The sequence below is a fragment of the Candidatus Zymogenus saltonus genome (assembly GCA_016929395.1).
In the GTDB taxonomy this organism is placed as follows: Bacteria; Desulfobacterota; Zymogenia; order Zymogenales; family Zymogenaceae; genus Zymogenus; species Zymogenus saltonus.
The window spans coordinates 62,507-75,909 of record JAFGIX010000003.1 but is presented as its reverse complement, the minus strand read 5'-3'; the positions used below and the strand labels follow the sequence as shown (position 1 = coordinate 75,909).

The window sequence follows — 13,403 nt, the reverse complement described above, 5'->3', positions numbered from 1 at the left end:
TATGGGGCTCAATCATAATAGGTCGGGATTCCTCAAACGTCTTTTTCAAACGTCCCCCTCCTTGACAACCGAAAGCGATCTCGTCTCACCCTCCGGCATCCCGAATATCGTGGATAATACCTTGAAGGGGCTGGGGGAGGAGCCGTTTATCGTCTTCATCTTTAGCCTTATTCCTCCACCGTCCTCGAGAAGCTCTACCCCCTCCACATATTTTCTGATATTGATCCGTTTATCCTTCCCCTTGCTTTTATACTCGTACCAGGCCTCGTCCCTTTCGAGAAATGCGGATACCGCCCCGGCATCATCCCCAAGGTCGAGGCCTGCCCCGTTGTGGAATACCCGGTAAACCGGATCGGGAATCCGGGAGACGAAATCCCTGGCATCATCGACGGGACCGACCGCAGAGCGTATCCTTATCCCCGATGGGAGCGTCCCATTGAGGCGGGAGGTTATTTCGTCCGGATCGACCTTGCGTGTAAGCTCGACGAAGAACGGCTCCGCCGCCGCCGCCACCCCGACCGGAAGCGCCCCCCTGAAGCTTACCTTCGGCTTCGGGTTGAATCCCTCGCTGTATCTCAGCGGAAGGCCTCCCCTTTTCATCGCCCTAATTATCAGGGAGGCGTTCTCCAGGTGACTCAGGAAGCGGACGTTGCCACTCCGAGAGAAGAAAAGCAAGTATTTCAGCCGCTCCCCCCCCACGGAGACAGACTCTACCTCCGGAGATGCGGCCTCGGCCGGGGAAGCCGTTATATCACCCCCGAAGACGTTGGAGATCCCCTCCCCGCAGACTCCGCAGCCCACGCATTCGCCCCTGACGCAGTCCGGGGTTGTCTCCGCAACATAGGCCTTATCCCTCTCGTCGATCAGGAATCCGCGCTCGATCCCCGAATCGATATGATCCCAGGGGAGGGGAGAGGCCTCATCGAAAACAGCCCCGGCGTACCCGTGAATATCTATCCCCAAGTCGTGAAAGGCCCTCTCCCAGAGTCCAAAGTCGAAGTGCTCCGTCCAGCCGTCGAACCCGCAGCCCAGTTCGGAGGCCTTGAGGACAACTCCCATCAGCTCCCTTCCACCCCGGGCGAAGGCGGCTTCGACGAGGCTCATATAAGGATCGTGGAACTTGAGCTTCACACCCTCCCCGACAAGACCCTTGCGAATCATCCCCTGACGCCTCACCGTCTCCTCGACCCCGATGAACCGCTCCCACTGAAAGGGTGTGTTCGGCTTCGGGATGAAGGTCGATATCGAAACGTTTATCCGACCCTTTCTTGATGATATGTGCCTCCTCGCCATCCTCCTCACCAACCCTATCAGCTCCTCGATATCCCGGTCGGTCTCGGTGGGGAGGCCTATCATAAAGTAGAGCTTTATCAGGTTCCATCCCGCCTTGAATACTATATCGACCGTCCTCTCGATCTCGTCCTCGGTCACGTTCTTGTTTATGGCGTCCCGAAGCCTCTGGCTCCCCGCCTCCGGCGCTATCGTGAATCCGGTCTTCCTCACCTTCTTTATCTCACCGATTATATCATTGGTCAGGGTGTCGGCCCTGATCGACGGGACGGACAGGGCGACGCTCCTTTCGCCAACGTCCGTATTCAGTGCCCTCATCAAGCTCTTTATTATCGAAGTGATATTCGAGTGATCCGTGGCGGAGAGGGAAAGAAGCGAAAGCTCTTCCATTCCGGTGTTTTCGAGATCTTCCTTTGCAATGGATAATACCTCTTCGACCGACCGCTCCCTGACCGGCCGGTTGACGTACCCCGCCTGACAGAACCTGCACCCCCGCGCGCATCCCCGGGCGATCTCCACGCTGACGCGGTCGTGGACAGCCTTTACGTTCGGGACCACCGGGGATATGTGAAAAGACCCGATAGAAATTCCGTTTCCTACATCTTCAAGAATTCGCCTTCTCACCCGACGGCCGCCCCCCGGTTCGCCTGAAACATCGACATAAACCTTTTCGGCAACATTTTCGGCCTTCACCCCGCCCCCCGTATAGACCATCCCGGAAAAGACGCAAGCTCCTTCCCCTTCGGCGGACTTTCCGTTTTTATATTCCGGCTCGTAAAAGGTGGTTACGTAAACGCCCTCGATCTTTTCGAGGGCGGAGAGGATTCCCTTCCTATTTTCCTTGAGAGGGCGAAATCCCTTTAAAACCTCGCAGATTTCCACGGCCGCCTCCTCCCCGTCCCCTACAACCACGGCGTCGAAGATACCGGCCACAGGCTCCGGATTCAGCGCCTGGGCGCCCCCGGCGATTACAAGGGGATAAGACCCGTCCCTATCCGAAGAGAGGGGGGGGATATTCGCGAGCTTCAGCATGTTGACGACGTTTATGTAGGTAAGCTCGTACATGAGGGAGAAGCCGACAACGTCAAAATCCTTTATGGGTGTCTTCGTTTCCAGGGAGAAAAGATCGACGCCTATATCCATATCCCGCATCTTTTCGGCCATGTCCGGCCACGGCGCAAAGACCCGCTCCGCGTGAACCCCGTGTATTGAGTTCAGGACTCCGTAGATGATAGAAATCCCCTTATGGCTCATCCCTATCTCGTAGAGTTCCGGGAATGCGAGGGCGAACCGGAGGTCGTCCATCGCAGGGTTTCTCGAGATGGAGTTTACCTCCCCTCCGATGTACCTACCCGGCTTTGAGACCTTCGGCAGAACCGAGGCCAAAAACGTCTCTATATCTTTATTGTTTTTCATCAATCTTCCCATGCGACCCGGTAGACCTGAACCTGTCCCTTCCCCTTTATCCTGATCTTTTCCCCGACCGCCTTTGTCAAGACCTCGTCTTCGATTCTTGAATTCACCTCGCTGGAGATGAGTATCTCCCCGTAGCCGGCCTTATCCACGAGGCGCGATGCGAGATTGACCGCATCTCCGATGGCCGTGTACTCCATCCTCTTGGGCGAGCCTATATTCCCCACCGTAACCTCACCGAGGTCTACACCCACCCCGAGTCCGAGAATTACCTGATCGTTTTTCTTTCGCCTCTCGTTTATCTCCGATACCCTCGCCTGCATCTTCCTCGCGGCGTTTACAGCCCTCAAGGGATCATCCTTGCTGGGGATGGGCGCACCGAAGAGGGCCATTATCCCGTCGCCTATATATTTGTCGAGGGTGCCGTCAAAGGAGAATATGACGTCTGTCAGGGCCGAAAAATACTCGTTCAAGAGACCGACCACATCGTGGGGCGCCATTCCGTCGGTGGTTTGGGTGAAGTCCCTGAGGTCGCAAAACAGGATCGCCACCTCGAGGTTTTCCCCGCCGAGCTCGACCTTCTCGGGATCGGACATAATCTTGTCCACAAGGGCCTGGGAGAGAAATCTGCCGTATGCCTCCCTGGTATTCGCCGCCTTCCTGCTTTCTTCGATCATTATGCAGTTCTGAATGGCCATGGAGAGCTGGGACGAGAATGTCTCCAGGAGCCGAAAATCCTCCGATGAAAAAAGCTCTCCCTTCTCCTTTCCGGAAAGCCCCATTATGCCCAATATTCCGTCCCGCCCCCTGAGCGTCATCATAAGCTGCAAATCCCTTCCCCTCCCCTCCTGCGGGTTCGGCTCAAGCTTGACGACCGTGGTGGAATCATCGATGTACTGCCTGACCCAGCTCTGGGACGGGAAAATAATCTCCCTCTTTATCGGGATGCCGTAGGCGATCTTTACACGAAAGGCCCTCTTCGACCGGTCGAATAGGGATATAACGCTCCTCTTGATGCCCATAACCTCGCTTAAGGCGTCCAACGAAGTCCTCAAGAGGATTTCCAGGTCTATTATGGAGAGGAGATTCCGGCTGTACTCGGAGATAATCCTGAGATGGGTGAACTTCTCCCTGAAGATAAACCTGTCCACCGTGTCCTGAAACCACTTCCTCAAAGGCTCGTATAGGGCGCCCACGATGATGACCGGTATCAAAGCGACCCAGGTGTGGCTGATTGGGCGATCTATCCCGAAGATAGACTTTATGATCGATACAAGGACGATATATATTAAAACGAGGGAAGTGACTAAAAGGGTGTATACGATCATCCTGTTCAGCAGGGCGTCTATGTCCATCAGGCGGTATTCGGTGATGGCGAAGACGATCGAAAGGGGGAAGAGAAACGATATATAGAGAAAGAGATCGTATCTCCCGTAATAGAGTACCGGAACACCTATAAACTCAAGAAGGATAAAAAAGAGAATCAGGGGTACCGCGCCTAATACAATTCCGAGGTAAAACCATTTCACCTGATTCTCAAATTTCTTTAACGGAGAGGTATAGAACGACACCAGCAGGAAAAACATCCCCAGGCCGAAATAGAGTAGAAAGACTACTATCAAGACGGGCAATACAAGATATTTCACGGATGACAGAGGAACCGTTGGATTAATCACATAACTGCAGGCATAATATGAAGCAACGGCGGCCGCCATAAGAGCCGGCATGTAGAAGAATAGGCCGTTGCTCCACCTAACCACCCTCTTTTTGGGGAAGATATACGTCAGGTGAAGAAATAGCGGCGACACCGCGACCGCACAAATTATGATGAGATCGACAAAAAAGGGGCGAAAAAAAGTGATTTCCCTTGCTGTGAGGAGAAATAGAAAAAGGGCGAGAAAAAAGGAGATAAGGAATAGAAGGAAGACGGTGGTCTCGTATTTCTTTTTGATCAAAATAAAGAGGAGAAAGCCTATCAGCAAAAGGGAGATTATCGCCATCAATAGATGCATAGGGGAGAGGGGGACCTTCTCGACCAGCACAATGACGTCATTCAGACCCTCCTCGCTAAGCACCCTCAATTTAATCCCGTCATTGATGTCGGAGCGGACAACCCGTCTTTCAAAATCGAAGAAATGGGTCAATTTTTCCTTACCAAAACCGATTATCACGTCCCCGACCGCAAGCCCGGAATCTTTGGCGGTGCTCCCGCTCCTGACGCCAATGATCGAGAGGTCTTCCCCAACCGAAACGCCGATATAGGGAAAGGGATAAAAAAGGATAAATCCAACAACCAATAGAAAAAATAAGAAGAGACAACAGGCGGAAACGAGAAGCCGCCTCTTTTTCTTTTCTATGCCCTCATAAAACCTCGCGATGAGACCCCTCCACCTCAATTCCCTTTTAATAATACCCGCCGACTTTCTGATGGATTTGAAGGGGGAAGAATCTTTATATTTGCTCCCGTCGTCTTTCATTCAATTTTTCTGCCCTATACTTTGAGGAGAATGATCTGTCCAATCGAGTTTTATTCATAAAAAAGAAGTCTACCACGAACATAAGAGGATGTCAACGAACCTTCGGCCAAATAGAGCCGTTAAATGGCACGCCGAGGCTGAAGAGTCATTTTAAAGGGATTCCAAAGAATCTATTGCCAAAGGGGGAGAAATGATTTAAAATATTTAGACTGCAAACACCTCCGAAGAATCGAGAGTGATAATAGATGAAGATAAAGAGAATAAGATAAAACTACGGAATAAAATAGTAGGCCTTATAATATTATGATATTACCACAAAGGACACACATCCCGCCCAAGGAGCGGCTCCTCAACACAAAAAGGCGCCTGGCCGTGACGGCAATCGTATTGATTATCACGGCCCATTTCATTGGGGCCACAACCGGCGAGGAATCGAGAACCGAAAAAGATTCGAGGTTTTCTGACCCCCTGAACATCTCCTCCTTTCTGCCGCCGGAAGGCTGGGTCAAGTGGGATTTCTACGGGAAGGTCCTGTTTTCACCCTTTGGAGACAAAGACACCCGGATAGCCTATTTAGTGGAGGAAAAAGATAACACCGAAGGCAAGGGTGGAAATAGCGACAAGGGGCCGGAGTCCGAGGGGGGAGGGGGGCAATTCAAGGGGAGAGACGTTAAAAAGGGGGATGAAGACGCCGATCCGGACAACAAAATTATCACGCTCAGGGACGAAAAGCTGTCTGAGTACAAGAGGACATTTTCCACCTCCAACTACTCCATGATCGAGATAAAGCCGGTTGAGCTGAGAGGTTATCCAGGGGTAACGGTTATAGCCCTCGGGACGGAGTCCAACAAGCTCTTCGGAGGAAAGAAAATCTGGATTGTGGAATACTACACCCCCACCTACACGGTCTCTCTTACCTTTTTCGGCACGGAGGACAAATTCAAAGAGTACAAAAAGGGGGTGGAAGCCTCCTTCCACTCGCTGATAATATATTGATTCGATTGTCTCGTCTGTTTGACTCCACTCCAATTGTTCTCCTCTCGTTGGTCTTGGAGGGAAACCCCGTTTATTCTTAACGGAGAGCCGAAGAAGATTCTACCTTAATGTAAAAAGGGCGGGGATTTTATTGAAGATATATACTATAGGACACAGCAACCACGATTTCACAAGATTTGTTTCCCTCCTCATGGGTGCCCGCATAGAGCTCCTCGTGGATGTAAGGTCAAGGCCATACTCCAGATACGTTCCCCACTTCAACAAGAACAGGATAGCGGCGTCCCTTGAGGCCGAGGGGGTGAAGTATCTTTACATGGGCGACCGCCTCGGTGGAAGAACGGACTCGGGGGAGGAAGGTAAACCGGTCGCTTTCTACAAGATCTCCCAAAGAGAGGGCTTCCACGCGGGGATAGAGGAGCTTATGAAAACAGCGGGCGAAAAAAGAGTTGCAATAATGTGCGCGGAGAAAGACCCGGATCGATGCCATCGAAAGCACCTGATCTCCCGGGAGCTGAAGAGGAGGGGGGTCGATGTGGTTCACATCCTCTCCGACTCGACGACCGTCGCGGACGATGGTCAAAGCCCTCCGGGCCTTTTTAAAAAGATATTTGAATAGATATCTAAATAGATATTTGAATGGAAATTGGGAACCGGAGAAGAGGGTCAAGGGGGGGGCTACCCGACCATATCTTCACCCGGATCGGCCTCCCCGTCTCTCCTGGAAACCGACAGCTTCGTGTGGAGCTTGAACAGCACCGAGTTCAACTCTCTCATCAGCTTTCTCAGGGCCATCTTGTCCATTCCCTTCAGTGACCTGAAGACGTCCTCGTTCTCCTCGATGACGAGGGCGTAGTAGAACAGCTTCCCCCACACCTCTTCCGAATCGTCCCCCGCGGCCAAGGATTTCAGGCGGATAAACTCGTTGTAGAAATCCATAAGGTCATCGGAGTCCTCAAACGAGCCTGATCGAAATACCATCAGCATGTGACCCGTGGGGGCCGCCCATATCCCTCCCTCTCCCTCGGGGATGTAAGTTCCCGCAATCAGGGCCGACACGTCCTCATCGACGATATTTTTTTTGTCGATCCCCCGCCAATCGGCAAGGACCGCCTTCAGGTAGTGGGACCTCCCTCCCTCGGTGTCACCGACCATAAAGAAGAGGTCCCCCATGTATCCGAGAAGACGCGCCCTCTTGCTCAAGGGGAGGGAAGGATCGTCGAGCTCTCCCAAGAGCGACTCCTCCGCATCTTTGAACCTCCCCGCCTTCATGAGCAAAAATCCCGCCGGATACCCCTGGACCGGTTTTATCTCCTCCTCCCCAAAGGCATCCACGATCCTCTGAAAGAAGGCGATCTCCAGATCGTCCAGATATTCGGGTTGATACGAAATCGAATTCAGATGCCTCTTGATGGAGTAAAAGCCGCTCAAAAGCTGTGATGGCGTAGTTTCCTCGGTCATAACCGATTCGATGATCTTTAATATCTCAGCCTCTCTCCCCACATCGTCGTTTTCGGGGTACTGCCTGAGGAGGGAATACATCTTTACCTTCGCCCCCTCGAGGTTTAGGATGGATATATCCTCCATCACTCTCTTGAGTTTTATCTTAGGAACATCAAACAATGTCGGATTATCGTCAATCATCGTTTACTTATCGGAATCGGCATCCTCATCCTGATCAGGTAGAATATCCCCAGGGCCGCGCCCCCCTTGAAGATATCGCCGGCTATAGGGATCAGAAAGCCTATTTTAAGGGCCGACAAAAAAGCCATCTCCTTTCCCAAAAGATAATTTACCGAGAAATAGAGATAGGGAACTCCGAAAACGTAGATAACCAGAACACATATCAGGGTGCCCAGAGCGGGAAGAAGGTACCCCCCCCGCTCCGCAAGGAGACCCGCCGTAAACGAGGCGGGAATAAATCCCACGAGGTAACCGAACGTGGGATACAGGACGTAGGTAGGGCCGCAGCCTCCCGTAAAGACGGGAAGGCCCGCAAGGCCGACAAGCAGATACAGGATCTGCGACATCGCCCCTCCCCACGGGCCGAGGAGAAGTCCGGAGAGGTAAACCAAGAGAGTCTGGAGGGTCAGGGGGACCCAAGGCGTGGGGAGCTTGATGAAGGCGGACGCCGCCGTAAGGGCGGCGAACAGCGAGGCCAAAATATAAATCTTTAGCGATTTAGTCCTCTTCACGGGTAGGTCACCTCAACAAGATACAATCCCTGGGGGGGCGCCGTAATCCCCGCCGCTCCCCTGTCCCGGGCGTTTATGATGTCCCTGAACTCCCCGGTTCCCATCTTCCCCCAACCCACATCCATGAGCGTCCCCACAATATTTCTGACCATGTGCCTCAAAAAGGCGTTTGCCTCTATCTCTATCGAAACGAAGTCGCCGTTCAGCCTTTCCGCCCCGAAATCGATAACGTCTCTCACACTGGTGTTCGTCTCGTTCTTACCTCCGATGAAGGAGGAAAAGTCGTGGCTTTCGAGGAGCGCCGCCCCCGCCTCGTTGACGGCATCCACATCGATCTGTTTTTTTACATGCCAGGCGTAGTTTCGTAAAAAAGGGGACGGCACCTTTCCGTTGTAGATCAGATACCGATACCTCCTTGATACGGCGGACCTCCTGGCGTCGAAGTCATCCACCTCATCATCAACGCCCGTAATCCTCACATCCTCAGAAAGAAGGGAGTTCAGGCCCCTCATAAAGCCGTCACATTCTATATCGCTTGATGTCCTGAAATTTGCAACCTGCGCCAGTGCGTGAACCCCCGTATCGGTCCTCCCCGATCCGTTAATCCTCACCTTACCTTTAAGCATTACGCCGAGGCAATCCTCGACGACTCCCTGCACAGTCCTCCCCTCAGACTGTATCTGCCATCCGTAGAAATGGGTGCCGTCATAGGAGAGGGTTAGCTTGACATTTCTCATTTTAAAGGAAAAAGAAGGGTAATACAAGCATTACCGCTGCAAGGGCGAAGAAATCGGGGGTTGAAAAACGGACTTCCCTGAAACTCGTCCTCTCCTTTCCGGTGGCGTACCCCCGGCAGATCATCGCAACCGAAAGCTCGTCCGCTCGCAAAAAAGAGAGGTTAAAGAGAGGTATCAATATCGGCACGAGCTTTTTCGCCCGCTGGATAAGGCCTCCGGTCTCGAAGTTGATCCCCCTCGATCTCTGGGCGTTGATGATCCTCTGGGCCTCGAGGAGCAGGATCGGAACGAACCTTATGGTCAACATCATCATCATGGCGAAGTCATTGACGGGAACCTTGAAGCGCTTTAAGGGGGACAAGGCCATCTTCAGGGCAGTTGTCAGCTCCAGGGGGGTCGTTGTCAGTGTCAGCATCGAGGAGAGGACGATAATAAGGAGTATCCTCAACGTGATGACCGTCCCGTTCACCACACCCTCAACGGTCACGTTCACGAAACCGATGGGAAAGGGCCTGATGGATCTGCCGGGCGTAAAGAAGAAATGGGCGCAGGCCGCAAAGAGAAATAGCCATACGAAAGGGGCCACCCCCTTCAAGACGTACCCTGTGGGGATCTTGGATAACCTTATTATCAAAAATACGATAAGCCCCATCAATAAAAATTTCAGCGGGGCCTCAATAAAGAACAGGGTGACCATGAGGATGAGCAGAATAAAGAATTTCACCCTGGGGTCAAGCCTGTGAACAAAAGAATCCTGGGGCATGTATTGACCCAAGGTTATATCTTGAAGGAATTTCATGAATTATGACTACTTTTTTATTTCAGATATTGAGGTGAGAACCCATTTCGTGGTATTAATGTCCCATTCAAATAAAAGGAACTTCTTTTTTGTTATCATCCTCATAAGGGTGGTGGAATATTTCCTCTTCTCTTCTTTCCCATCCTTATTTAAAATGGCAATAGTTAAAACAGCTTCCTTCTGTTTAATCATATACTTCTCAAAAAACGATATCCCCTCATCCTCATCCATATCCTCATCTAAAAGCGATTTTTCATGTTCCTTTATGTAATTGCTCATTACGAGGAAGATTGGCAGGCCCTCACTTGTTATTTTTTCCCCGGACGCTTTGGCCTTCTCAAGTTTGCCCCGCCTATTTTCAAGCTCCTCCATCTCCTCACCATAAATCCTCTTCTCAATGTCGAGCTGAATTTTCTCTCCCTTTAACTTGCTGACTTCTTTATCAATAATCTCTATCCTGTCAATGGCGCTCAACCTTTGATTGTATTTATCCTCTAACTTTTTAATGGCTCCATCGTAGTTCGACTGCAATCTGTCAAACATCGGCTTTAGCTTCCTATACTCCTTCGTCAACTCCTCCAGCTCAAGCTTGTTTGCGTAATAACCGTGATCTTCTTCCGTCGGGACGTTATACCTCTCGAACTCCGCGATCCTCTCCTTGGCGTCGGCAATGTCTTTCTCTATCTTCTCGATCTTCGATTTCTCCTTGTTGAAGCTCTCTTTAAAACTCCCTATCTCTTTATCACGCTCTTCAATCGCGACATTCCTTTTTAGACCCTCTTCCCCAAACCTCATAAAATAACTCCCCTTCTCTTCATTGAAGACGAAGAGTTCTTTATCTATCGCCTTGAGCCTCTTTGAAACCCTTGAATATGACCTCTTTTTTATGGCGAGATCTTCCGTTACCCCATCATATTCGAGCTCTCTTGTGTACTTGGTTTTAAAATTGGCGAGGTCCTCCCTTAATCTCCTCCCGCCGGATGTGCCGTCACCGGCATCGAAGTCCACCTCATCCCCTGTTTTTACCGTTTCCCAGTTGGAGAGAAACGCCCCTTCAGGAAAGGGATTTTTCAGCTTGGAATTGAAACCCTCCTTCTTGATCTCCACCAAGATTCTATTGATCCCGCTGTCATATTCCTCGATTGAAGCCTCCCCTTTCGGAAGGGTCGCCCAAATTATAAAGCAGATCAAAAGAAAAACCGCCACGGGAATAAATATTTTCACCGACCTCACGATCAGATCAAAAGGGGATACCTTCTGGATGTATTTTCCCATGGGAAGACGCGTAACAAACCTGTCCGAGGCAAGGGATACCTCCATTTTCTCCCTGTCCATTTTAACCGACCGATCATCCAAATCCCACTTCGGAAAATCCGTCGAGGTTCCAAACTCCGCCGTTTCGTGCCCCTCCGTGGAAGTTTCAAATCCGGAAGTGTATCGTTCCGCTTCAAAGTCAATTCCTACCTCCGCCCCGGCCGTCCCAAGGGAACCTCCCCCCTGGGCATCCCCAAGGTCGATATCAAATATATCGCCTACCTTATCCTCAATCCGGTCAACGGTGGATGCGAATTCCCTCTTCTCCTCCTCCGTGGGGGTCTGCATCTCTGAAAACCGATCACGCCCTGCTACAATTTGATCTTCACCACGGGGAATAATCCCTATCTGATCGACCTTGGGGGGTATTATCTCCCGGGCGCCACTCTCCTCCCGTGTTACCGCCGTATCCTCGCCTATTAATATCTCCTCCTCCTCATCGAAGTCATCGGTCTCCTCCAGCTCAATAATCACCTCCATATCTCTGTCAGTATATTTCTCAGGGACAAACTCGAATTTCACTTCATCCTTGCCCGCCCTCGATCCGACTCCCGATTTCGGCACGTCCCTTGAGGGAGTCCTGCCCAGAGAACCCATATCCGACGACCTCTCGATCTCCACCTCCTCCTCTTCCCCCGGCACCTCCAGAACAATCTCCTCTTGCGTGGATACCTCTATATCCACCTCTTCGCCTATCTCGAAATCGTCGAATTTCTGATCCCGAAAAAGCTCCGCCCTGTCGACCGGCCCCTTATCCGATTCATCTTCGATCTCATTCCCCCTTCCCTGGAGGTAGTAGAGGATCTTTTCCGTTGTATTCTTGTTTGCGATAATCGAGGTCCCCACAACGGGGGATTTGTTGAAGTGTTTCGCCAAAAAAAGGAGGAGGGATTGATGAGTGGAGTTGTCGGAGGCAATCTGCGAAAGGGCATCCTCTCTCAGCCTCAAGATCGATTTTCTCGCCTCCTCCCTTACGTTAGTCACCTGGTCAAGAAAAAGCCTGGCCAAGACGCGGGGCGGAGTGGGTGTGCCGTCGGGAAGGAGCCCCTTGGATAAGGCAAGACGCTCGTCTGTGGGAATATTCCCCTCCTGCAGGAGCTTGAGATATTCTTTTTCTATGCCTGCAATGGTCATTTTAGAAAACTACAAATGGTTTTCTATTAGATATTCGGCTATTTGTACGGCGTTCAGCGCCGCTCCCTTCCTTACGTTATCGGACACGATCCACATATTGATGCCGTTGGCGATGCTGAAATCCTCCCTTATCCTCCCAACAAAGGTCTCGTCCTTTCCCGCGGCGACCGTGGCCAGAGGATAAATATTGTTACTCGGATCGTCCACCACTTGGACTCCGGGGGCTCCTTTAAGGATCTCCCTTACCTCATTGGGGGAGAGCTTTTTCTCGGTCTCTATATTTACTGACTCGCTATGGCCGTAGAATACGGGGACCCTCACGGTCGTTGCGGTAACTTCGATGCTGTCATCCTCCATTATCTTCTTGGTCTCGTTTGTCATCTTGATCTCTTCCTTCGTATAGCCGTTTTCGAGAAAGACGTCTATGTGGGGAAGACAGTTAAAGGCGATAGGGTGGGGATAGACAACGGCATTGCACTCCCTGGAGTTCAACACGGCCTTCGATTGCTCGGTAAGCTCCTTTATCGCCTTCATTCCGGTGCCGGAAACCGCCTGGTATGTGGAGACGACGACCCTCTTGATCCTCGCAACGTCGTGAATCGGCTTTAAGACCACCACCATCTGGATGGTAGAGCAGTTAGGATTGGCTATGATTCCCCTGTTCTTGTAATCCGCAATGGCGTGGGGATTTACCTCCGGCACCACAAGTGGGATATCCGGCTCCATCCTGAATGCGCTGGAATTGTCTATGACCACGGCCCCGGCGTCCGCGGCGGCGGGGCCGAACCTGAGGCTCCTGTCCCCGCCGGCGGAAAAGAGGGCTATGTCCACGCCCGAAAACGAACCCTCCCCGAGTACATCCACCGTAAATTCTCTGCCGTTGCACCTGATCTTCTTCCCCTTGGAGCGCTCCGATGCGAGGGGTCTAAGCTCCGCGACCGGAAACTTCCTTCCCTCCAACGTCCTTATCATCTCTTCTCCCACGGCGCCTGTTGCGCCGGCCACCGCAACGCTGTACTTCTTCTCAACCATAACTTGCTTCAGCACTCCT

10 protein-coding genes are annotated in these 13,403 nt (G+C 51.7%); 2 read left to right on the top strand and 8 right to left on the bottom strand.

The genetic code is table 11. From position 1 onward, the window contains the following. Positions 1 to 45 precede the first annotated feature (45 nt). Both JW984_00710 and JW984_00705 read right to left on the bottom strand, forming a co-directional pair. Positions 46 to 2,706, bottom strand: coding sequence for a DUF2344 domain-containing protein (locus tag JW984_00710; GenBank protein ID MBN1571699.1), 2,661 nt, complete (start codon positions 2,704 to 2,706; stop codon positions 46 to 48). Beyond that, positions 2,706 to 5,180, bottom strand: a complete 2,475-nt coding sequence (locus JW984_00705; GenBank protein ID MBN1571698.1) for a GAF domain-containing protein — start codon at positions 5,178 to 5,180, stop codon at positions 2,706 to 2,708. The genes JW984_00710 and JW984_00705 overlap by 1 nt, the downstream gene beginning before the upstream one ends. A 303-nt stretch (positions 5,181 to 5,483) precedes the next feature. On the opposite strand from JW984_00705, the gene JW984_00700 reads away from it, so the two are divergent. Further along, positions 5,484 to 6,176: a hypothetical protein gene (locus JW984_00700; GenBank protein ID MBN1571697.1), complete on the top strand. Its 693-nt coding sequence runs from the start codon at positions 5,484 to 5,486 to the stop codon at positions 6,174 to 6,176. A gap of 130 nt (positions 6,177 to 6,306) precedes the next feature. After that, positions 6,307 to 6,792, top strand: coding sequence for a DUF488 domain-containing protein (locus tag JW984_00695; protein MBN1571696.1), 486 nt, complete (start codon positions 6,307 to 6,309; stop codon positions 6,790 to 6,792). Positions 6,793 to 6,851: 59 nt separating this feature from the next. Here JW984_00695 and JW984_00690 read toward each other — a convergent pair whose 3' ends face one another. From JW984_00690 to JW984_00665, 6 genes are read right to left on the bottom strand one after another with little or no spacing between them, the layout of a single operon-like run. Beyond that, positions 6,852 to 7,817 (bottom strand): hypothetical protein, encoded by a 966-nt coding sequence (locus JW984_00690; protein MBN1571695.1) that lies wholly within the window; start codon positions 7,815 to 7,817, stop codon positions 6,852 to 6,854. Next, positions 7,814 to 8,368 carry a biotin transporter BioY gene (locus JW984_00685; GenBank protein MBN1571694.1) on the bottom strand — a complete coding sequence of 185 codons (555 nt, stop codon included), beginning with the start codon at positions 8,366 to 8,368 and terminating at the stop codon, positions 7,814 to 7,816. The genes JW984_00690 and JW984_00685 overlap by 4 nt, the downstream gene beginning before the upstream one ends. After that, on the bottom strand, positions 8,365 to 9,105 hold the full coding sequence (truA, locus tag JW984_00680) for a tRNA pseudouridine(38-40) synthase TruA (protein MBN1571693.1): 741 nt from the start codon (positions 9,103 to 9,105) through the stop codon (positions 8,365 to 8,367). Before truA ends, JW984_00685 begins: the two co-directional genes overlap by 4 nt. Position 9,106: 1 nt before the next feature. Next, a complete protein-coding gene (locus tag JW984_00675) occupies positions 9,107 to 9,904 on the bottom strand; it encodes an energy-coupling factor transporter transmembrane protein EcfT (GenBank protein ID MBN1571692.1) in 798 nt (265 codons plus the stop codon). Between the two features lie 9 nt (positions 9,905 to 9,913). Further along, positions 9,914 to 12,352 (bottom strand): hypothetical protein, encoded by a 2,439-nt coding sequence (locus tag JW984_00670; protein ID MBN1571691.1) that lies wholly within the window; start codon positions 12,350 to 12,352, stop codon positions 9,914 to 9,916. A 9-nt stretch (positions 12,353 to 12,361) separates the two neighbouring features. Continuing rightward, positions 12,362 to 13,384 carry an aspartate-semialdehyde dehydrogenase gene (locus JW984_00665; GenBank protein ID MBN1571690.1) on the bottom strand — a complete coding sequence of 341 codons (1,023 nt, stop codon included), beginning with the start codon at positions 13,382 to 13,384 and terminating at the stop codon, positions 12,362 to 12,364. Positions 13,385 to 13,403: the final 19 nt, after the last annotated feature.